Raw genomic sequence first — 25,974 nt, 5'->3', positions numbered from 1 at the left:
TTTATTTGCAGTTATTGGGCTGCCCTTTTCTTTCATAGCGTTGCATCTTTTGCACTCTCTACTTTTCAGTTAATGAAAGGGATGTTTCTTTTATTCCTTCAAATTCATTTAATAGATACTTAGCTATCTTTTCAACTGCGGGGAAGTCTACTATTTCTTCATGTGATCCAGGGACAGAATACTTATTTACTCTTCCTTTTAATAAAGGTCCCCAATCTGTAAACAACTCTTTTCCTTCCTCAGCACTAAAGTAGATAACTTCTCCAAAGAATGGTATCAAATCATTCTCTGCCATTAAGTTCAGGCATTTCCTATGAGCATTGATAACTTGCTTCAAATTCATAAGATTTGCATCAGGCGGGAGTACTCCTTCCATAATAAATCGTTCCACAAGCATATCTTGCTTATGGACGAGGCCTTCTTCCTGCTCAGTAAGACCTCTAGGAATGAAATGTTCATATATATATGAGAGCATATCCTCCCTTGTTTTATGATCCTGCTCTGAAGGTACTTTAGTATCCATAAGTACCAACAATTCAACTTCCTCTCCTTGATTTCTTAGTACAGTTGCGATTTTATAAGCAATTGCACCGCCTAAAGACCATCCTCCAAGACGATATGGGCCTTCTGGCTGAACACTTTTTATTTCTTTAATGTAAAGTTGAATTAGTTCCGGCAAGGTCGAGTCGTCAATCTCTCTCTTTTCTATGAGAGGATTCTGTAAACCATAAAATGAACAGTGATTCTTAAGCAATCTTGCTAGTTGAATGTAACAAAATACATTCCCCATAAACGGATGAACGCAGAAGAAAGGTCTTTTCTCTGATTCTTGTAGTGGTACCAGCGCTGATACAGATTTTGTCATATCATGCTTATCACGAATAAGGCATGCGATTCCTTCCAATGTTGGATTCTTAATCAATGTAGACACCTTAATCTCTTTTCCAAACTTTTCCCTAATTTTTGAAACTAATTTGATTACAAGGAGAGAGTGTCCCCCTCTATTAAAGAAATCATCATTTACATAGACATCTTCTATCTGTAACACATCCTGCCAGATTTTAACCAACTGATATTCAATTTCATCCCTTGGAATGATTGGTGTAGAGAAGTTATTTTCTCTTTGAATAGTTAAACTGTACAATGCCTTTCGATCAACTTTCCCATTCATTGTAAGAGGAATCTCGTCTACCTCAATAAAGTGTGCGGGAACCATATAATTCGGTACTTGTGTCTTGAGATATTCACGCCATTCATGCATGCTTCCAGCTCCAACTACATAAGCAACCAATCTCTGCTCTCCTAATTTATCCTCTGTTACCAAAACTACTGCTTCTTTTACCAATGGATGACTCTCTAGATTCGCTTCGACCTCTTCAAGTTCAATACGGAAGCCCCGAATTTTCACTTGATTATCAATTCTTCTCAAGTAATCTAAATTACCATCAGGTAAATAACGAACCAAATCTCCTGTACGATATAAACACTCTTCTTCATTAAATGGATGACGAATGAATCGCTCTGCTGTTAATTCTGGACGATTCAAGTATCCTCTCGCTATACCTGCACCACCAATATATAGCTCACCTGTTACACCAACTGGAACAGGTAACAGATTTTTATCCAATACATAAGTTTGAACGTTCGGCAATGGACGTCCAATTGTAACTCGCTTACTATCTGTTTGGATATGATAACACGTTGTATCAACCGTACATTCTGTAGGACCGTATACGTTATAAAAATCAATTTTTTCAGTCTCTACTAGCTGTTCCCATAATGACGGCATAATTGCTTCACCACCGACCAATATCTTACTTGGTACATGAACATCAGCACTTGTTTCTAGCAATCCTCCATCTATAAGTAATTGAAGTAATGAAGGTGTCATATCAAACATTTCCAATTTATTCTCCCTAATATAGGAAACAAATTGTTCCGGATTAGTGCGAACCTCACCTGGGATAATATATAAACTTGAACCATGAAGCAGCATTTGTAATTGCTGAATAGATACATCAAAGGCAATTGACGCATTTAAACCGACGCGCATATTACTAGGTATCTCATGTGAGAAAATTTCTTTTTGTAAACCATATGATAGGTTTATTACAGAATGGTGCTGTACTAAAGCACCCTTTGGATTCCCTGTCGAACCGGAAGTGTAGATAACATACGCTAAGTTTTCCCCTGTTACCTCACATATCGGCGAAAGTTTGATTTCTCGAGAAATCATTGCTTGGTCCCTATCTAAGCAAACTGTCTTGATTTCTTTAGGTATCCAGCCTACTAATACCTCATTTGTAACCAATACTTGAATTCCTGTGTCTTCTAAAATATATCGCAGGCGGCTTTCCGGATTCGATGGATCCAATGGAACATAGGCTGCTCCAGCCTTCCAAATTCCCATGAGGCCAACAACCATCTCAACTGAACGCTCAAAGCAGAGGCCAATCAATGACTCTGTCCCAATTCCACATTTCTGTAGATAATGGGCCAATTGATTAGCTCTTTCATTCAGCTCTCGATATGTTAGTTGCTGTTTTTCATCTACCACTGCCACCGCGTCAGGCGTACGATTTACTTGCTCTTCGAATAGTTGATGAATCACATTCTCACGTGGATAGGATATAGCATTATCATTCCATTCTTTTAATAGTTGTCTTTGTTCAGCTTCCGTAATATATACCAGCTCTGATAGAGTTTGATCAATGTTTTTGAGCATTTGCATCAACACTTGGTGTAAATGACCCAACACTCGTTCAATAGTTATTCTATTAAACTTACTACAGTCATACATTAACTTTAACGATAACTGGGTTCCTGGAACTACAGCCAGCCCTAATGAGTAGTGGGTTTGCTCTACTCCTTCCAATTCACCAATTTCTAGATTTTCTGAAGACTCCTCTTTCACTGGATAATTTTCAAACACATATAAACTATTAAACAACGGTGTTCCTCTAGGAACTTCACTCCATCCCTGAATTTCTGTTAAAGAAGCATACTCATATTGTCTTCTTTCTATCTCTTCCTCTTGTATCTTCTGCAACCAATCCATTACTTTTATATCATCAATCAATTGAATTCGCGTCGGTGACGTTGTAATGAAAGGACCTACGATGTTTTCAACATCAATAATCTCCGTAGAACGCCCTGAGCTTGTTACACCAAAGACAATGTCATTTTCTCCACTATACCGGCTCATGAGATATGCCCATGCACCTTGAATTACTGTACTCAAAGTAAGTTTATTGCGTTTCGCCCATCCCTGTAACGCTTGGGTCTGCTCTTCTGATAAATACATAACCTTCTCTGTGTAACCTTTTTCTTCCTCTTTACTTTCTAAGCCCAGCAAAGTTGGTGCAGTGAAACCTTTAAGCTTTTCTCTCCAAAATTGTTCCGCCTGCTCCTTATCTTGTTCTCTGAGCCATTGGATATATTTCTTATACGGTGAGGGCTTAGGTAACTTCACGGCTTCTCCATTCATTTTCTTCTGATAGACTGTAAGTAATTCATTAAAGACCAATGGTAAACTCCATCCATCCAGTAAAATATGGTGATGTGTCCAAACAATTCGATATTCTTCCTCACCTTCTTGAATGACCGTTACTCGCATCAATGGCGCTTCATCAAATTGGAAGGCTTGTTTTCGATCTAATGCCAAAAAGACTTTTCTTTTTTCCTCTATCTCTTTAGTTGTCATTGTACGCCAGTCTTCTTTGTTCACTTTAAATGGGATATTTTCATACACCACTTGTAATGGTTCTTCAATTTCGTCCCAAACAAATGCTGTACGAAAAATTTCATGCCGCTGAATTACAGATTTCCACGCCTGCTCAAAAGTAGGAATATCCATTTTCCCTTTAATCATAAAACTTAATTGCACTATATACGGTGCAACATGTTCATTCCCTTGGTCATGCAATGTGTGGAAAATCATACCTTCTTGCAAAGGTGATAGTGGATATAAATCAGTAATCTGATTGTTCTTTCCACGATTCATTTTGTTTAGTACATTTGTCAAACCTACTTGGTTAAGATTAGCCATTGCAAAATCCGAAATGGTCAGTGCAGATTCTCTATCTGAAGGTTGAATCAATCTGCTCAGTTGATATAGCATATTCTGTGCAATATTTTGAATCGTTGATTTGGCGAATTGTCCAACATTGTATACCCAAGTGAACTGAAGTTTTCCATTCGTTACAACCCCAATTACATCAATTACATGCGATCGCTTGGAACCGGCAGCATGATCTAAACGCTTAAATTCGTTCTCCGGCATAAACATTGCATCTCTAGAAAACATTTGATCAAATTGTCCAAGATAGTTAAAACTAATAGACGGTGTATGTTGAGAGCTCAATTGCTCACACATTGTTGCGTTCATGTAACGCAACACTCCATAATCAACACCCTTATTAGGAATTTTGCGAACTTGTTCTTTAACTGCTTTTAATGCTGCAATTGGCGTATTAGCACTAGTAATATTTAAGTGAACAGGGTAAATACTTGTAAACCATCCCACGGTTCTCGATAAGTCAACATCTTCAATAATTTCTTCTCTACCATGCCCCTCTAAATCCACGCTCAATATCTTCTGCCCTGTACATGCTGCTGTAGCTTGTACCAATGCTGCTAATAATACTTCATTGATTTGGACACGGTGAGTGCTTAAAGTCTCTTGCAATAACATACGGGTCTCATTCTCATTTAACACCACAGTAATTTCCTCAGTTACTGCGCTTACTGAATTACTTATAGTACCATCTATCGGCAGTTTAACTACGTCTTGTTCAGACTGCTGCTCCCAGTAATGCAGCACTTCTTGTGATATTCCAGTTTCAGCGTAATGATGTAATTTTTCCGACCACTCTTTAAAGGATGTACTCTTCATAGGTAATTGAATTTTCTGCCCTTGAATCGCTTGAGTATACGCTGTTTGCAAATCTTCCAATAAAATTCGCCAAGAAACACCATCCACGGCTAAGTGATGAATTGTCCAAAATAATCGGCCAGTCTTCTCACCTTCATCAAAATACACCATTCTCATTAACGGACCATCATGTAAATTCAAACTTTCTTGTGCAATATTAATCTCTTTTTGAATAACTTCATGCCAATCGGCTTCCGGCACTTCGTCTAATGAAATGACAGTAAGTATCAATTGTTCTTCTATTCCTTCATTCCACTGTTTCCAAGCCCCATCAGTTAAACGTTCATATCTTAAACGCAGGGCATCATGATGAAGTAGAAGATTACGCACTGACTTCTCCAGTGATACTATATCCAGTTTCTCTTTCGTTCTAAAGAACATGGATTGATTCCAATGATGTGGATTAGGATGATTTTGTGCAAAAAAACCTTGCTGAATAGGTGTAAGTATCGTATCTCCAGTTATAATTCCTTGTTCGGCTTGTACACCTTGTTCTTCTTTGACTACCTGTGCCAACTCAGCAATCGTTTGGTGTTCAAATATTTGTTTTGGTGTCAATTGTAAACCAGTTTGCTTCGCACGAGAGACAATCTGAATGCTAAGAATTGAATCTCCACCAATTTCAAAAAAGTTATCATAAATACCAATACGTTTTGAACCCAGCACACGTTCCCAAATGATAGAAAGCTTGTGTTCACGTTCATTTCTTGGGGCTACGTAGCCTTCTTGTGTTCCTTGATAATCTGGTATAGGCAATGATTTCCGATCAATCTTTCCATTTATGGTTAGCGGTAACTCTTCCATTTCGACAAAGTAGGAAGGTATCATATGGATTGGCAGTTTTATTTTAAGATACTCGCGCCATTCTTCTAAACTGCCTTCGCCCACTATATAAGCTACCAACCTCTTATCTCCCGACTGATTTTCCCTAACTATTACAACTGCCTCTTTTATCAAGTCATGCTCCTGTAAAGTCGACTCAATCTCCCCAAGTTCGATTCGAAATCCTCTAATCTTCACTTGATTATCAATTCTTCCTAAATAGTCTATATTACCATCAGGAAGATATCTCACGAGATCGCCTGTTCTATATAATCTCTCGCCTTCTTTGAATGGATGAGAAATAAATCGTTCGGATGTTAACTCTGGACGATTTAAGTATCCCCTCGCTAGACCCGCTCCTCCGATATAAAGTTCACCCATCACACCAACTGGAACTGGCAACCCATTTCTATCCAATACATAAGTTTGAACGTTAGGCAACGGACGCCCAATCGTTACTCTCTCACTATCTTTTTTGATATGATAGCATGTTGCATCAACCGTACATTCTGTAGGACCATATACATTATAAAACTCAATTTTATCAGTCTCTACTAGCTGTTCCCATAATGACGGCATAATCGCTTCGCCGCCAACCAATACCTTACTTGGAACATGAACGCCATCGTACGTTTCTAACAATCCGGCATCTATAAGTAATTGAAGCAATGAAGGTGTTATATCAAAGATTGCTAACTTGTTCTCCCTAATATAAGCTACAAACTGTTCCGGATCACTTCGTACTTCATTCGGAATAATATACAAACTTGAACCATACAACAGCATTTGTAATTGTTGAATAGATGCATCAAAGGCAATTGACGCATTTAAACCGACATGCATGTTAGATGGTATCTCATGTTCGAAAACCTCTTTTTGTAAACCATGCGACAAGTTTATTACAGAATGATGCTGTATCAAGACACCCTTTGGATTCCCCGTCGATCCCGAAGTATAGATAACATACGCTAGGTTTTCTCCTGTTACTTCACATTTTGGTGAAAGAATGCTTTCTTTTGAAATCATTGCTTGATCCCTATCTAGACAAACTGCCTTGACTTCTTTGGGTATCCAATCTTCTAATGACTCATTCGTAACTAATACTTGAATTCCAGTGTCCTCCAAAATATATCGTAGACGACTTTCTGGATAGGATGGGTCCAATGGAACATATGCTGCTCCAGCCTTCCAGATCCCCATAATACCAACAATCATCTCAACTGAACGCTCAAAGCAAAGTCCAACTAATGATTCAGTCCCAATCCCACATTGCTGAAGATAGTGGGCCAATTGATTAGCTTTTTCATTAAGCTCTCGATATGTTAACTGCTGTTTTTCATCTACCACTGCCACCGCGTCAGGTGTACGATTTACCTGCTCTTCAAACAGCTGATGAATCGCACTTTCCCGTGGATATACTACAGCATTATTATTCCACTCTTCCAACTCTTTTTGCTGTAATCCTGATAATATAGGCAACTTAGCTAATGATTTATCAGGATTCTCCACGATTACATTCAACCAGTTTCCAAAATGTTCAGCCATGGATTCAATAGTTAAGCTGTCAAATAAATCCGTCCTATAAACAAAAGTAAGCAATAAACCCTCTTCCACTTCTGCAGCAGTTAAACTTAAATCAAACTTAGCGATTGGAGCATTACTTTCCATTACTTCTATATTTCTTCCATGTAGTTCTGGTAGCTCCTGTCCCGTATTTTGCAAAGTAAACATGGTTTGGAAAATCGGGGAATGGCTTGTATTTCGTTCAGGTTGGATAACCTCTACAATTTTCTCAAACGGAACATCTTGATACTCATACGCCTTCAATGCTTTTATCCGCACTTGAGACAACAACTCTTGAAATACCGGTGCATTACTTAAATCAGCCCGATAAACCAATGTGTTGACAAAGAAACCAATCAGCCCCTCAATTTCTCGATAATTTCGATTTGCAATTGGGCTGCCAACAATAATATCCGATTGTCCCGTATAACGGGCAAGGAAACTTTGATACGATGCCAATAAGGTCATGAAAAGCGTGGCCCCTTCTTGACGACTTATTTCGTTTAATTTATCCAGTAATGAACGTGACAACAGCACATTATGAGTTAATCCATGGTGGGTTTGCACTGGCGGACGCGGACGATCCATTGGCAACATTAAGACTGGTAACTCACCAGATAATTCTTCCTTCCAATATGCAAGTTGTTGATTTAGTACCTCATCTTTCAACCATCCTCTTTGCCACTGAGCAAAATCGGCATATTGAACTGGTAGTGGTTCCAGCTCTGCTTGTTTTTCACCAATCGCATTCTCATAAAATGTCATCCATTCTTGAAGCAAGATTTCCATCGACCATCCATCTGAGATAATGTGATGCATATTACACAGAAGAACCCATTCTTCTTCTGAAATTCTTATGATTTGTCCACGGAACAATGGTCCTTGTTCTAAATCAAATGGAGATTCAACTTCAGTTTGAATCCATTGCTGCAACTTTCTTTCTCTCTCCTCTAATGAAAGCTTAGTTAGGTCCATTTGCGGAAGAGGACGGAAAATATAAGGTTGAATCTGTTGCACAGGATGACCTTCCTCTTCATGAAATACCGTCCGCAAAGATTCATGACGCTCTATTAACTGATTCCATCCCAACTCCAATGCTTCAGGTAACCAATTCCCTGTAAGGCGGCATACCATTGGCATATTATAAAGTGCACTATTAGGTTCAAACTGATCAATAAACCATAAGCGCTGTTGGGCATATGACAGCGGAATATTATTTCCTCGTTCCATCGGCATCAATGGGGGAATTTCTCGTTTTTCACTCCCCTTACGCAACTGATCTATTCGTTTCGATAGTGCCTCGACCGTTGGATATTCGAACAGTTCACGTACCGGTAATTTGATTTGAAAGACTTCTTGTAAGCGCGAGACCACTTGTGTAGCAAGTAGAGAGTGACCACCAAGCTCAAAGAAAGAATCCTGAACACCAATTTCTTTTATTCCTAGCACTTGACTCCACACTGAAGCGATAAGTTCTTCCAGCGGAGTTCGTGGGTATACAGTATTTTCGGCGGATTGTTCACTAAGTATAGGCAATGCCTTCAAATCAAGTTTTCCATTCGGTGTAAGTGGTAAAAATTCCATCTCAATAAAGTTTGTTGGAACCATGTAATTTGGTAAATGTGTTTGTAGATGTTCTCGCCATTCATGTACACTTCCTTCACCAACTACATAAGCTACTAATCTCTTGTCATCTTGATTATCCTCTCGTACCAATACAACTGCTTCTTTCACAGAAGAATGCGCCTGCAAAACAGCTTCTATTTCTCCCAATTCAATCCGGAAACCACGAATTTTTACTTGGTCATCTATACGACCATGGAACTGGAGATTACCATCAGAAAGATAACTTGCTTTGTCTCCTGTGTAATAAAGACGTTCTCCTGACTTGAAAGGATGTGGAATAAATTTTTCCTTTGTGAGATGCGGGCGATTAGCATATCCACGTGCAAGACTCTTCCCTCCAATATAGAGATCTCCAATTATACCAATTGGTACTAGCTGAAGATGAGAATCTAATACATAAACTTCTGTATTCGCAATCGGCCGACCAATCGATGGCGTACCGGTTGTCACTCCTACAGGCACATAACAATCTGTAGTAACAACGGTATTTTCCGATGGACCATACTGATTAATTACCGCAAAAGGAATATCTTTAGATGGATACTGCGTTAATTGATCCCCACCTGTAAGGATAAAACGAAGATCTGTTTTATCTGGCCAAGATAATTTCAAGAGTCTTTCCAGAATAGGTGTAGGTGCAAAACTAGCTGTTATTCGTGAATCAATGAGCCAGTCCCTTAGTGCTTCTGGATTAATTCTCAGTTCCTCTGTTGACAAGTAGAGTGCTGCACCAGCAGTTAAATACGGCCAAATTTCCTGGACAGCCGAATCAAAAGCAATCCCTGCAATCTGGGTCGCACGATCCTCTGCTGTAATACGATAAACTTCTTGATGCCAAGAAACCATATTCATTAATGAGCGATATTCAACCATGACACCCTTTGGCTTTCCTGTAGAACCAGAGGTATAGACAATATAAGCTAAGTTCTCTGGATTTAACTGACGTGTAGGTGCGATTACGCTTTCCACTGTTAATTCTTCTAACCTCACCGTTTCGACGTGTGCGAAATGGCCTTCTTGTCCTTCCGCCGTCACTACAAATTGAATTCCTGCATCTTCAATCATGTATTCTAACCTTGATTTTGGATACAACGGATCTAAAACAACATAAGCTCCACCAGCTTTTAAAATGCCTAGTAAACTTGCCATGAGCTCAGCTGACCTCGGAAGATAAACTCCCACCACTGACTCTGGGGCGACTCCTTTTCGCTGTAAAACATTTGCCAACTGATTTGCTTGTGCATCCAGTTCACCATAAGTCCACTTTTTTGTTTGATCAACAACGGCAATCGCATCAGGGCGCCTTGCTACTTGTTCCTCAAATCTGTCACAAATAAGAGCCTGATGGGACATTTCCATTACAGTGTCATTCCATGTTTCTAATAACAAAGTACGCTCGGGTTCCGATAGCATGCTCAGGTCATGCAACGGATTTTGTGGGTGATGTGAAACTTCGTGTAGCCATTTCTCAAAGTGTCCTGCCATCCGTTCAATAGTAGATGCATTGAATAAATCCTTATTGTATTCAAAAGTAAAAAGCAATCCCTCTTCTGTCTCAGCTACCATTACACTTAAATCAAACTTTGCAATTGGACTATGGCTTTCTATCATTTCAATACTTCTACCAGATAACACCGGGAACTCTTGTTTCATATTTTGCAAGATGAACATGGTCTGGAAGATTGGCGAATGACTTGTACTCCGCTCTGGTTGCACAACTTCTACAATTTTTTCAAAAGGGATATCCTGATATTCATACGCCTTCAATGCCTTTTGACGAACCTGAGACAGAACATCTTGAAATGTCGGTCTACCACTCAGATTAGCTCGATAAACCAGCGTGTTGACGAAGAAACCAATTAGTCCTTCTATTTCTCTATAATTTCGATTCGCAATTGGACTTCCGACCAGAATATCTTCTTGTCCCGTATAACGGGATAGAAAACTTTGATATGCAGCCAACAGCGTCATGAAGAGTGTAGCCCCTTCTTTGCGACTAAGTTTGTTCAAGTTATCATGTAGCGTGCTTGGCAGAACCAGAGTGTATGTCGACCCGTGATGAGTTTGTATTGCAGGACGCGGACGATCCATAGGAAGTTGGAGTACAGGAAGCTCTCCAGACAATTCTTCCCTCCAATATTGGAGTTGTTGATCAAGCACCTCCTCCTTCAGCCAACCTTTTTGCCACTGAGCGAAGTCGGCATATTGAACCGGTAATGGTTCAAGTTCTGCTATCTTTCCATCCGTTTCTTTCTCATAGAATGCCATCCATTCTTCAAGTAGGACTCCCATCGACCATCCATCTGAAATGATATGATGTAAAGTACAAAGGAGAATCCATTCTTCCTCTCCCACTTGCAAAATACTTGTCCTGATTAGTGGGCCCTCTGCTAAATCAAATGGCACTTCTGTTTCTTGTTGAATCAAACGTTTAACTTCTTCTTCTCGGTCTTCTGGAGAAAGCATAGTTAAATCCGTTTTCGGAATTGATTGAAAAGCATACGGTTCAATTTGCTGTACGGGTTGACCGTTCACTTCATGAAAGACCGTCCGCAATGATTCATGACGTTCTATTAGTTGGTTCCATCCTGTTTCCAGTGCCTCAAGTAGCCAACTCCCTGTAAGGCGGCATACCATTGGCATATTATAAAGGGCACTATTAGGTGTAAATTGATCAATAAACCATAAGCGCTGTTGCGCATAAGATAGTGGAATAGTTTCTCCTCGTTCCATCGGCATTAGTGGCGGAATCTCTCGTTTTCTATCTCCTTTACGTAACTGATCTAATCGCTTTGCCAGTGACTCCACCGTTGCATACTCAAATAGTTCACGTACTGGTAATTCGATTTGAAAGATTTCCTGTAAACGTGACACTACTTGAGTAGCTAGTAGTGAGTGACCACCGATTTCAAAAAAGGAATCCTGAACACTAATATTTTTTACACCTAACACTTGGCTCCATACGGAAACGATGAGCTCCTCCACTGGTGTTCGTGATGAAGTAATATCTTCACTTATGAACTGTGCTTCCAATTCCAGTAAGGCTTTCCGATTCACCTTACCATTTGGAGTGAGTGGCATCCCTTCAATTTGGAAAAAGTATGCCGGAACCATATAATGTGGAAGTTGCTTCTTGAGATATTCACGCCACTCTCCAGTATCCCCTTCACCCACTACATAAGCTACTAACTGCTTATCTCCTGGACGATCTTCCTTCACCAACACAACAGCCTCTTTTACAGATGAGTGATCATGTAAAGCTGCTTCAATTTCTCCCAATTCAATTCTGAATCCTCTAATTTTGACTTGGTTATCTATCCTTCCAATATATTCCAGGTTACGATTATTCATATATCTCACCAGGTCACCCGTTCGATATAATCGTTCCCCTTCCTTAAAGGGATGTGGAATAAAACGTTCAGTAGTTAAATCTGGTCGATTGAAGTAGCCACGTGCCAATCCTACTCCTCCAAGGTAAAGTTCCCCCGACACACCAATTGGGACCACCTGTTGATATTGATCTAACACATACAACTCTGTATTATCAATTGGACGACCAATTGGAATAAGCATTGATTCTTTTTCTAAATCACAATCATAATAAGTCACATCCACAGTCGCTTCAGTAGGACCATACAAATTAATTAACTGTGTTTGCTGAACATTGTAAAAGATCCACTTAAACCGGCGAACCTGCTCAGAGTTTAATGCTTCTCCACTAGTAAAAACATGAATTAAAGACGATACATCCCTTTTCGAATTATATTGTTCCATATAATCCAAGAAAGTAGATAACATCGACGGAACAAAGTGCATGGTGGTCACACGATATCGTTTAACATACTCCTCAATCACTGCAGGATCTTTCTCTCCTCCTGGTGGAAGCAAACAAACACGTGCTCCTACAAATGACCACCAAAATAATTCCCAAACGGAAACATCAAACGAAAACGGTGTCTTTTGTAGGATTGTATCTTCCTCGGACAATGGATATTTTTTCTGCATCCACTGTAGGCGGTTGATAACCGAATGATGTTCAATCATTACCCCCTTTGGATTTCCCGTTGAACCCGAAGTGTATATGATATAGGCTAAGTTATTTGCTGTTACTCCACTCACCGGAGCTAAATTACTCTCTTTAGAAATCATTACCTGATCCCTGTCTAAACAAATTGCTTGAATATCTTTAGGTAACCAGTCCTGTAGTGCCTCTTTTGTTAACAGCACTTGAATTTGTGAATTCTCTAAAATGTATCTCAGACGGTTTTCGGGATAACTTGGGTCCAGTGGGACATAAGCCCCACCTGCTTTCAAAATCCCAAAGAGACCAATAATCATATCAGGAGAACGTTCAATACATATACCAACCAATGATTCAGGTCCAATACCTCGTTTTTGTAGAAAATGTGCCAATTGATTCGATTTTTCATTGAGTTCTTGATACGTTAGCTTTCCACCCTCATAAACTACCGCCACTGCATCAGGTGTACGTGCAACTTGCTGCTCAAATAGCTCATGAATCATACAATCATGACCATAAACTACTTCTGTATCATTCCATTCTTCTAGGAGTTGTTTCTGCTCAGTGTCCGATAACATTGACAGCTTTGTATATGATTCATCTGGATGATGCACGATTTCATTTAGCCAGTTCTCAAAATGGCCTGCCATACGTGCAATGGTACTACTATCAAATAAATCCGTGTTGTATTCAAATGAGACAAATAGACCTTCTTCCACTTCATAGGCAGTTAAGCTCAAATCAAATTTTGCAATAGACATATTACTTTCTACCATTTCAATACTTCTACCAGGCAAATCTAGTCGCTCTTGTTTTATATTCTGTAGCGTAAACATGGTCTGAAAGATAGGAGAATGGCTCATGCTTCGTTCAGGTTGCACAGCTTCTACCACTTTTTCAAATGGTATATCTTGATATTCGTAAGCTTTTAACGCCTTTTTCTTTGTTTGGTTCAAAATCTCCCGAAAAGTAGGGGTGCCACTCAAATCTGATCGGTAAACCAACGTATTAACAAAGAAACCAATTAATCCTTCTACTCCCTTATGATTCCGATTTGCAATCGGACTTCCGACTAGAATATCTTTTTGTCCTGTATAACGTGCAAGAAAGCTCTGATATGCAGCCATTAAAGTCATAAATAAGGTAGATCCTTCTTGTCGACTTAAATCTTTTAATTGGCTGAGTATTCTAGAAGGAAAAATAACGTGATGCGTATCCCCAGAATAAGTTTGCGTAACCGGTCGAGGTCGGTCCACTGGCAGTTGTAATATAGGGAGCTCACCAGACAATTCTTCCTGCCAATACGTAAGCTGACGATTTAGCACATCACCTTGCAACCACTCCTTTTGCCACTTCGCAAAGTCTGCATACTGAATGGATAATGAACTTAATTTAGCAGGATTTCCGCCCGTTTCCTCTTCATAGAAAGCAAGTAATTCATTCATGAATATACCAATGGACCAAGCATCAGAAACAATATGATGCATCGTACACAGTAATAACCATTCATCCTTTTCTAATTGAACAAGCTGATTACGAATTAAAGGACCATTCATTAAATCAAATGGTTCTTGCGCTTCTCTCGCAATTAAACTATCTACCTCTTTTTCTTTTACTTCTAGAGGAAGTTGAGAGTAATCTCTTACAGGTAATGCTCTAGGAAGGAATTCGACAATTTGTTGTACAGGTTGTTCTTCTACTTCTTTAAAAACAGTTCGTAATGATTCATGACGTTCAATAAGTCGATTGAATCCCTTTTCTAATGCTTCAGGTATCCAATTTCCTTTTAGATTCCATACCGTTGGAATATTATATAAAGAACTGTTTGGATTAAATCTGTCCATAAACCACAAACGTTGTTGTGCATAAGACAACGGAAGCGCTTCTTTATTCTCCTTTTTTTGCATTTGCTTCTGAAGCCAAGCTCTCTTCTCAGGAGAAAGTGAACTCAGCTTTGCAAGTAAATCACTTCTCATTTTTTTACCCCTTCCTCAACTAAATTACTCTCAAATATTCCTTGTGCTTCTTCCTCTGATAGCTCTTCTAATTGCTTAAGCAGTTCAAGTAATTCTTCATCATTACCCACTTCTGCTTCTTTTTGAATATAGTCTTGAAGACTTACATTCTCCTTACTATCATTCTGCATTTCTTGATTTTTGTTATGGAGCAATTGATCTATCTGTTCTGCCAATTGCTGCACTGTATGAAACATAAATAAATCATGCAATGGTATCTCAATTCCAAAAGCCTCTTTAAGACTGGAAACAGCTTGCGTAGCAAGTAATGAGTGACCACCTATTTCAAAAAACGAATCCTGAATTCCGATGTTTTCCATACCTAAAACTTCATTCCATATTGAAACGATTGTTTTTTCCGTAGGCTTACGAGGAGCAATATAACCACTTGCTATCTCCTGTTTCTCTGGTGCTGGTAAGGCCTTCCTATCAATTTTTCCATTTGGAGTGAGTGGAAATGCATTCAATCCGACAAAATAGGCTGGAATCATATAATTTGGTAGCTGGTCCTTGAGATAATCACGCCACTTTTGAGCATCCCCATCTCCTACAACATAGGCAATCAAACGTGGATCACCAGGATAATCTTCCCTCATCGTCACAATAGCTTCGTTAACTAATGTATGCTTTTGTAATGTCGCTTCAATTTCTCCTAGTTCAATCCGGAACCCACGAATTTTTACCTGATGATCGATTCGGCCAAGATACTCCAAATTTCCATCCGGCAAATACCTTACTAGATCTCCAGTCCGGTATACTCGCTCCCCTTCTTTAAATGGATGCGGTATAAAACGATCTTCCGTTAAGTCAGGACGGTTTAAGTATCCACGTGCTAATCCCGATCCACCAATGTACAGCTCACCAACTACACCAATTGGAACCATTTTTTGTTCAATACTTAGTACATATACTTCTGTATTGAAGATTGGTTTACCAATCGGTGGTACCCTATGGACGACACCCTTTTCTAATTCCATATATGTGGAATACGTAGTATCTTCGGACGGTCCATATAAGTTGTACACCTTCTCAACCGTACTTCTCTCGTATAAATCTTGAACAAGTGAATATGGCAATGGTTCTCCAGCCAAATTCATCACCTTTACCGAAGAAGGGAGTGTTTTTGCTCGAACCAGTTCCTTCGCTGCCGATGGCACAGTATTGACTAAAGTCACATCCTTGGTAGACAACTTGTCTAGATGTAGAGCATTTTCAGCGACAATCACCTTACCACCCATCGTTAGGGGAACAAACACTTCAAAAACAGATAGATCAAAGGATAGCGAAGTGGAGGCCAACACTCCCGCTAAATCCTTTCGGGAATATGTGTGATGCGCCCAACGAATCATTGTTACTGTATTCCTATGCTCAATCATTACTCCCTTTGGATTTCCAGTGGAACCTGAAGTATAGATAATATAGGCTAAGTTATCGCCCGTCACTTCACTCGTACACACCGTAGTTACTTCTTGTTCTATTTCTACTCGATCACGATCAATACAAATCACGTCAACGGATCTAGGTATAACCATTTTTTGTTGTAATTTTTCCTGTGTTACTAGTACCTTTATTTGAGCATCCTCTAAAATGTATTGCAGTCGACTTTCCGGATACGCTGGATCTATTGGGACATATGCTCCTCCTGCCTTCATAATTCCTAAGAGGCCTACAATCATCTCAGATGAACGTGTAACACAAATCCCAACCAATGATTCGCAACCTACACCATTTTTCTGTAAATAATGTGCCAGCTGATTCGAGCGTTCGTCCAACTTTCGATATGTTAGTTCTTCATCTTCGCATACTACTGCAATTGCTTCTGGTGTTTTTTCTACTTGTTCTTCAAACAATGTATGAATCGTGCATTCTTCTATATCTATAACAGCTGATTCATTCCATTCTTCTAGTAATTGCTTATATTCTACTTTCGATAACATATTCAATTCTGATAATAAACATTTTGGATGAGAGACAATTTGATTTAACCAATGCTCAAAATGACTTGCCATACGTTCAATGGTTGTATCATCAAACAAATCAGTATTGTATTCAAAGGTTAGTGATAATCCTTCTTCCGTCTCAGTAACAAATAAACTCAAATCAAATTTCGCTACAGAAGCATGGCTTTCCATGAGTTCCATTTGTCTGTCAGATAGCTGAGGAAATTCTTGCTTCGTATTCTGTAAAGTAAACATGGTTTGGAATATTGGTGAATGACTTGTATTCCGTTCCGGCTTTACGGATTCTACCACTTTCTCAAATGGAATGTCCTGATACTCGTATGCTTTTAGTGCTTTTTTTCTTACCTGCGACAAAAGTTCTTGGAACGTTGGATTTTCACTGAAATCAGCTCGATAAACCAACGTATTTGCAAAGAAACCTATTAATCCCTCAATCTCTTTAACATTTCGATTAGCGATTGGGCTTCCAACCAAGATGTCATCCTGTCCTGTATAACGAGAAAGGAAGCTTTGATACGCTGCCATCAATGTCATAAATAAAGTGCATCCTTCTTGCAGACTTAAATCTTTGAGCTTTTCCTGTAGGGAATTCGCCACCATTAAGGACTGACTTGCACCACGGTGGGTTTGAACCGCAGGTCTAGGACGATCCATCGGTAATTGTAAAACCGGTAACTCCCCAGCCAATTCTTCCTTCCAATATCGAAGGTGCTGATCCAAATCCTCTTCTTTTTGCCATTCCTTCTGCCACATAACAAAGTCTGCATATTGGATAGATAACTCCTTCAATTCCGCCGGTTTTCCGCTTAGTGCTCCTTCATAAAAAGCCATCCATTCTTCAAGTAAAATCCCCATTGACCATCCATCTGAAATAATATGATGCATCGTACAAATGAGAACCCATTCTTCTCTGTCCACTTTCAATATTCGTGTTCGAATCAGAGGACCTTGTCCAAAATGAAATGGTTCCTCCGCTTCGTTTTGAATGAGCCGTTTCATTTCTCTTTCCCTATCTTCCAAAGAGAGATCTGTTAGATTCGATTGAGGGATATGTCTGAATACATGAGATTGAACTTGTTGGAAAGGTTCACCCTCTTGTTCTAGAATTATCGTCCGTAATGATTCATGACGCTCCAACAACTGATTCCATCCGACCTCCAACGCTTCAATTGACCATTTACCTGTTAAGCGACACGCTGCATGAATATTGTACATAGCACTATTTGACATTAATTGATCAATAAACCATAGACGTTTCTGCGCATAGGAAAGCGGAATAGCTTCTTCTCGTTTCATAGGTACAAGGGGGGAGGCCTCTCGTTTTTTATCTTCTTTTCGTAACTGATCTACTCGTTTCGCCAATGCCTCCACTGTATCGTGCTTGAAAAGTTCACGTAATGGGATTTTGATTTGGAACAATTCTTGTAATCGAGAAACAATTTGAGTAGCGAGTAGTGAGTGCCCGCCCCGTTCAAAGAAGGAATCCTGAATACCGATATTTTCAGTTCCTAACACTTGACTCCAAACCGAGGCAATAAGCTCTTCCGATGGCGTCCGAGGTAGAACATTTAAACCTCCAATAGTTTGCTCATCAGGTGCTGGCAAGGCCTTTCGGTCAATTTTCCCATTCGGAGTAAGCGGGAAGTGTTCTAACTCTACAAGGTGCGCTGGAATCATATGATTCGGTAATTGGTTTTGTAAATACTCTCTCCACTCTTGGGTATTTCCATCGCTCATTACATATGCAACCAATCGTTGATCACCTGGACGATCTTCTCTAACTAATACGACAGCCTCTTTAATAAACGAACATTTTTCTAAAGTCGCTTCAATTTCTCCTAATTCAATCCTAAAACCACGCATTTTGACTTGATGGTCCATTCTACCTATAAATTCTAAATTTCCATCAGTTAGATATCTTACTGAATCTCCTGTTCGATATAGTCGTTCCCCGAATCGATATGGATGCGAAACGAATTTTTCAGCAGTAAGATTCGGACGATTTAAGTATCCACGTGCTAAACCAGCACCACCAATATATAACTCACCCTCAATTCCTATTGATTGCAAGCGTTGATTTTGGTCTAATACATATAATTGCGTGTTCTGTATCGGCTGCCCAATAGAAACAAATTCTTGATTTGGCTGAATATCAAATGCATTCACATAAATAGTGGCTTCAGTTGGTCCATAAAAGTTGGTTAATTTCACTTGTCCACTATGATTCCATTTCTGTTGAAATCGTCTAACCAACCCTGAACTTAGTTCTTCCCCACCAGAAAATACATGGCGTATGGACGAACAATTCATGTTCAATTCAATATGATTGAAGTGATCTAAGAAAACAGATAACATCGAAGGTACAAATTGAACTATAGTAACCTGATGTTTTTTAATCACTTCAGCTATAATAGAAGGATCTTTTTCTCCACCTGGAGGCAGGAAAGATACACTTGCACCAACGTGAATACCCCAAAACAACTCCCAAACAGAGACATCAAATGAGAATGGCGTTTTCTGCAAGACCACATCCTTTTCAGAAAGTGGATATTTATGTTGCATCCATTCTAGATAATTGATTACTGAATGATGCTCAATCATTACTCCCTTTGGATTCCCTGTAGATCCTGAAGTATACATAACATACGCTAAGCTTCTTCCTGTTACACCACTTATACATGGGGTTGTTTCTTCTTTTTCAATTGCAGTATAATCTTTATTCATACAAATCGTTTCAATATTTTCAGATACAAACAAATTTTTAGAATTCTCTTCCGTCACTAGTACTTCGATTCCAGCATCCTCTAATATATATCGAAGCCGACTCTCTGGATAAGTAGGATCAAGTGGAACATACGCTGCTCCTGATTTTAGAATACCTAATAACGCTATCATCATTTGTAATGAACGTTCTATATATACCCCAACCAGAGACTCTGAGCCTACACCACGCTTTTGTAAATAATGAGCTAGCTGATTCGCACGCTCCTCCAACTCTTTATAGGTAATTTGTTCATTTTCGTAAATAGCCGCGATTGCTTCCGGTGTTTTTTTAACTTGCTCCTCAAACATCGTATGAATCATGCCTTCAGCCGAATAATTTACTTGAGTATGATTCCATTCCTCTAATAACTGTATCTGTTCTTCCGCTGTTAAATGAGTAATTTCAAAGAGTTTTGAATCTAGGCTCTTCGTCATCTGGATTAATATTTGTAATAAGTGATTCTGAATCCGATTTATTGTTTCTTCATTAAAATAGCTTCGATCATACATCAACTTTAAAGTAATTTTCTTACCAGGCATTACAATGAGTGTTAAAGGATAATTTGTTTGTTCCGCGCTTTTAACATCTAGTAATCTTAAATCATCATTTCTCTCACCTTGAATTGGATAATTTTCAAACACATACAAGGTATGAAATAAGGAGCTATTTCGCGGAACCTCACTCCACCCTTGAATATCTATCAATGAATTATACTCATATTGTCTTCGTTCCATTTCTTTCATCTGTATTTTACGAAGCCAATCTACTACAGATGTATTATCCGTTAATCGAATTCTAGTAGGTAATGTGTTAATAAATAGGCCTACCATATTCTCTGCTCCTATCAAATCAGTAGGACGTCCAGAGCTAGTTACGCCAAATACGATGTCACTTTCACCGCTATACCTACCCATCAAATAGGCCCATGCTCCTTGTACTAATGTATTCAATGTTAATCGACTATTTCGTACCCACTCTTGTAAATTCTCAGTGAGTTCCTCAGATACCTGATAAACACACTCTCCATAGCCCTTCTCCTGCCCTTGATCCTTTCTTTCCATCGCTAATGGCGTAGGTGCATAGAACCCTTTTAATTCTTCTTTCCAAAATTCCTCTGCTTGACTTTGATCTTGTTTATTTATCCACTGGATATATTTTTTATAAGGAAGAGATTTAGGAAGATTCAACAATTCTCCCTTTATCATCTTGAGATAAACTTCCATCACTTCACTAAACACCAATGAAACACTCCAACCATCTAGCAAAATATGATGATGTGTCCAAATAATTCTCGTTTCCCCTTCTGCTTCTTTAATCGCAGTGACTCTCATCAATGGTGCTTCATCCAATAAAAATCCTTTCCTACGATCTGCAGTCAAAAACTGGTGTAATTTCTTCTCCTTCACCTCATGCGAATGGGTACTCCAATCCTCTTGATGAATAGTAAAAGGAAGACGTTCGTAAACTGCTTGTAGAGGTTTTTCTACTTCCTCCCAAACAAATACTGAGCGCAGAACCTCATGTCGTTGAATAACATATTCCCAAGCTTTTTCAAAAGTAGCAACATCCAATTGCCCCCCGAGCAAGAAACCTACTTGTACAATATAGGAAAAAGAATATTCATCATCTTGATCGTATAAAGTATGAAACAGTATTCCTTTTTGCAAAGGTGATAAACCATATATATCAATAATGTCTCCCATTTTTACACCCTCTTCTTTGTTAATTTAAGTAATACTTTGCTCAAGCTTTCTTCCGTAAGATCCTCTGCATCAGCAAAATCTGATACCGTAAAAGCTGACTCTGTTGTTGGTTTATTTATAAGTTGGCGAAGATGCCTCAACATACCATCTGCTATTACTTGAATTTTTAATTTGGAAAACTGTTCTCTACTATACATCCAAATAAAATGTAACTTTTCATCTTTCACCATTCCGATAACATCAATTAGATGAGATGGCTTGGAATCTGGAGCATGATCTAAAAATGTAAACCCTGCCTCTTGCATAAACAAAGATTCCTTTGAAAACACCTGATCAAATTGGCCCAAATAGTTAAAGCTTATTGAAGGCTTTTGCTGATAAAACGGAAGTATTTCTTTATTCAAGTAACGTAAAATACCATAGTCTACTCCGTGATTCGGAATTCGACGCAATTGTTCTTTGACAGCCTTTAAGCCTTCAATTGGTGTTTTAGTTCCTTGAAAATTTAGATGAACAGGATAAATACTCGTAAACCAGCCCACTGTCCGTGATAAATCAATACCTTCAATCATCTCTTCTCTCCCGTGTCCTTCTAGATGAATAGAAACCGTTTGCTGATTTGTACAATCGACGATAGCTTGTCCTAATGCCGCCAATAGTACCTCATTTATCCTTGTCTTATGAGTGACTGGAACTTCGTGTAACAATGCTTGTGTTTCTTCTACTCCTAAAGTCCTCGTCACTTGATCAATCGATTCTTCTGTTGTTTCTTGTATTGGATAGTCCATTGGAATTGTCATCGTTTCTTTTTCTACTTGTTCATTCCAATAATCCTGTACTTCTTTTGAAATACCCGAATCACTGTATGTCTGGAGTCGTTCAGACCATTCTTTAAAAGATGTACTTTTCGCAGGTAAGCGAATTCCTTGACCTTGTTTCATCTGGTTATATACCACCTGTAAATCTTCCAATAGAATTCTCCACGATACTCCATCTACTACTAAATGATGAATCACCCAGAATATTCGATCATTTCCAGTCAAGTTATCCTCAAAGTAAACTACTCTCATTAACGGACCAGTAACTAAATTGAAACTAGCTTGATTAATGTTCATCTCTTCTTGTATTATTTTATTCCACTCTTTTTCATTAACTTTGTTCCGCTTTACAACATGGAGTACTGACAGCTCATCAGTCCCTTCATTTCTCTGCCTCCATGTTCCGTTTGGTAACTGCTCGTACCGAAAACGTAAAGCATCATGATGTTTGATTAAATTTAATATTGCTCCCTCTAGTAACTTCACATCCAATCTCTCTTTTACTCTTAAAAGCATTGATTGATTCCAATGCTCTGGATGTGGATGTTCTCGCTCGAAGAACCAGTACTGAATTGGAGTAAGAGGCACATCTCCTGTTACAATCCCCTGCTCCGCTTGTACTCCCTGCGTTTCTATAGCCAATTGTGCAAGCTCGGCAATAGTTGGGCATTCAAACATTTGCTTTGGAGTAAGTTTTAACCCTACTTGACTTGCTTGAGATATGATTTGAATACTGAGAATCGAGTCGCCACCAATTTCAAAGAAATTATCATAGATTCCCACCTTTTTAATACCTAATACTTGCTTCCAAATAGTAGCCAGTATCTGTTCATTACTATTCCGAGGACCAACACATTCACTATTAATCTGCTTTTCCTCTGGCATAGGTAAGGCTTCACGATCAACTTTGCCGTTAGCTGTAAGTGGAATGCCTTCCATCGTCACATATCCCGAAGGTACCATATAGCTCGGTAGTTTCGCTTTAACATACTCTCTCCACGCACCTACATTTCCATCTCCTACAACATAAGCTACTAATCGTTTATCACCCGGTTGATCCTCTCTTACAATTACAACTGCCTCTTTTATAGATGCATATGCATTTAAAGTAGACTCAATCTCCCCAATCTCAATTCGGAAACCACGTATTTTAACCTGATGATCAATTCTTCCACGATAATCCAGATTCCCATCTGGCAAATACCTCGCTAAGTCTCCTGTCCGGTATAATCTTGCTTTCGGATCACTACTAAATGGATGAGATATAAAGCGCTCTGCTGTTAATTCAGGTCTATTTAAATACCCACGTGCAAGCCCTGCCCCGCCAATATAAAGCTCACCTTCTACACCTATAGGAACAGGTTGTTGATAAGCATCTAATATATACACTTCTAAATCTGGAATCCGTTTTCCGATATTACTTCTCGAAGCATGATGCACATCATCTAGAGTAATTGGATAATACGTAACATGAACTGTAGTTTCTGTAATTCCATACATGTTAATTAGCTGTGGTTCTTTATCCCCATATCTTTGAAACCACGGTAACAAGCTAATGGGTTCTAACGCTTCTCCGCCAAATATCACATAACGCAGCTGCAAGTTTTTATTCTTATCTTCGTGTTCACACACTCGTATTAATTGTCGAAATGCGGAAGGTGTCTGATTTAGAACTGTGACTTCTTCCTCCACCAATAATTGATAAAAATCTTTTGGCGATCGACTAATCCAGTACGGAACAACAACTAATTTTCCACCATATAATAAAGCTCCCCAAATTTCCCATACTGAGAAATCAAATGCATAAGAATGAAAAAGCGTCCAAGTATCTTTTTCATTAAATTGATACCAACAATCCGTCGATTTAAATAACCGAATGACATTGTGATGCTCTATCATAACGCCCTTTGGATTCCCTGTTGATCCCGAAGTATAGATTACGTAAGCAAGATTTTGGGAATTCACATTAGAAACCGGCAAGGTCTTACTTTCTTTCCCAATCTCTTCTTGATCACGATCCAGGCAAATCGATTCAACATTTTCTGGTAACCATTTCAATTCTTTTAAACTTTCTTGCGTTACGAATAACTGAATGCTTGCATCCTCTAAAATATATTGAAGTCGCTGCTCTGGATATGTTGGATCAAGTGGAACATAAGCCCCACCAGCCTTCAAAATCCCTAAAATACCTACAATCATTTCGAGAGAACGTTCAACACACAGTCCAACTAAAGTATCAGGTCCTATTCCCTTTTTCTGCAGATAATGAGCTAACTGATTTGCACGTTCATTAAGCTCCTTATAAGTAACTTTTTCTTTTTCATACGTAACTGCAATAGCGTTTGGATAAATCATTGCTTGTCGTTCGAACAATTCATGAAGAGTTTCCCGAGGTGGGAAATCCAGCTTAGGATTGTTGAACTCAACTAAACTTTTTCTTTTATCTTCATCAGAAATAATTTCGATTTCAGCTACCTTCTGCTTTGGGTTTTCAAAAGTGTTTTCCATTATCGCTAACATAACGTTAAAAAAGCGTTTTATCTCTTCCTTAGAAAATAGCTCCTCACGATAATCAATATGTACATGTAAAGAGTCTATATCAATTAGATTTTCAATATGCACTGCAAAATCTTGTACCTCTTCACGGTTTGCGATCCATAGTGAGTCACCACTTTCATCACGATCCCTATAATCAATCGTAGTTCCGAAAAGTCTCACATTGCTGTTATTCTCTTTATTAATCTGCTTTAATAATAAATCAAATGGATATTTCTGATGTCTTAATGATTTACTTTGTTTTCTGGACACCCTACCAATAAATGAAAGCACTTCTTCTTCTGGGTCAATATCCATTCTTAAAGGAACTGTACTCACCATCATTCCAATCAATTTTCGTTCCATTTTAGTCATACGGTTGCCGTAAGCCATTCCTAATGCAATATCAAGCGATGAAGTCCACCGATACATGGACAACGAGAAAGTAGCGACAAAAAGAGTATATAAACTAAATTTGTAATTTTCGGAAAACAATTCTATTTTTCTCTTCAAATGCTCCGATAATATAAACGTTTCGCGTGATGCTTTGGTACTAACTTGGTACGTATTATAGGGCTTCAATCCGGTCACAGATGGAAGTGTTTTAAATTCCTCTAACCAGAATTTTTGATCTTTTTGAAAGCGACTACTATTCAAGTATGTTTGTTCATTAGCCAGAAATTGAACATATGAATTTTTAATTTCGCCTTCCTCAGTCTCGTTATGCATTTCATAATAATGTTTTGCAATCTGCTCAGTAAATATTTGAATTGATAAACCATCCATGATAATATGATGAACATTTCCAAAGACTGCACATTCATTATCGTTTAATTTTATTAAGGCGAAATAGTATAAATTCGAATTAAATAATGTAAACGTTTCTTTTGTTTTCTGCTCAATCCATTCCTCAAGTAAATCTGAATTCTCCACATTACTGAAATCGAAAAACTCAAATTCTTGTTCTTCATGTTTAATAAAATATTGTTTAGGTTCCTGATGCCCATTTTCTTTTAATCTAATGCACAGACCGTCATTTTCACTGATAACACGATTCACAACTTGGTTTAATTTTGAATAATCCATTTTTCGATGAAGTTTAAATAAAAATCTTAAATTACATATCCCTTTATCAGAATGAATAACTTCTGTATACCATATTCTTCGCTGCGGGTGACTTAATGGAAAACATTCCTCATTGGTCATAAAAAAT

Annotated in this window: 3 protein-coding genes; all 3 read right to left on the bottom strand. The window is 38.6% G+C overall.

The window, feature by feature from the left end:
• Positions 1-58: 58 nt before the first annotated feature.
• Genes DPQ31_RS02460 through DPQ31_RS02450 form a run of 3 tightly spaced genes read right to left on the bottom strand, consistent with a single transcriptional unit; the run spans position 59 to position 25,967 of the window.
• The gene (locus DPQ31_RS02460; RefSeq protein ID WP_208731507.1) at positions 59-14,941 is read right to left on the bottom strand and encodes a non-ribosomal peptide synthetase; all 14,883 of its coding nucleotides are present in this window, start codon (positions 14,939-14,941) and stop codon (positions 59-61) included.
• Positions 14,938-21,408, bottom strand: coding sequence for a non-ribosomal peptide synthetase (locus DPQ31_RS02455; protein ID WP_208731506.1), 6,471 nt, complete (start codon positions 21,406-21,408; stop codon positions 14,938-14,940). Before DPQ31_RS02455 ends, DPQ31_RS02460 begins: the two co-directional genes overlap by 4 nt.
• A gap of 2 nt (positions 21,409-21,410) precedes the next feature.
• The gene (locus tag DPQ31_RS02450) at positions 21,411-25,967 is read right to left on the bottom strand and encodes a non-ribosomal peptide synthetase (RefSeq protein WP_208731505.1); all 4,557 of its coding nucleotides are present in this window, start codon (positions 25,965-25,967) and stop codon (positions 21,411-21,413) included.
• Positions 25,968-25,974 lie beyond the last annotated feature (7 nt).

Origin of the sequence: Bacillus sp. COPE52 (assembly GCF_003355115.1) — a bacterium.
GTDB classification, from domain to species: Bacteria; Bacillota; Bacilli; order Bacillales; family Bacillaceae_G; genus Bacillus_A; species Bacillus_A toyonensis.
The sequence above is the reverse complement of the archived record's forward strand: the minus strand, read 5'-3'. Positions and strand labels throughout refer to the sequence as shown.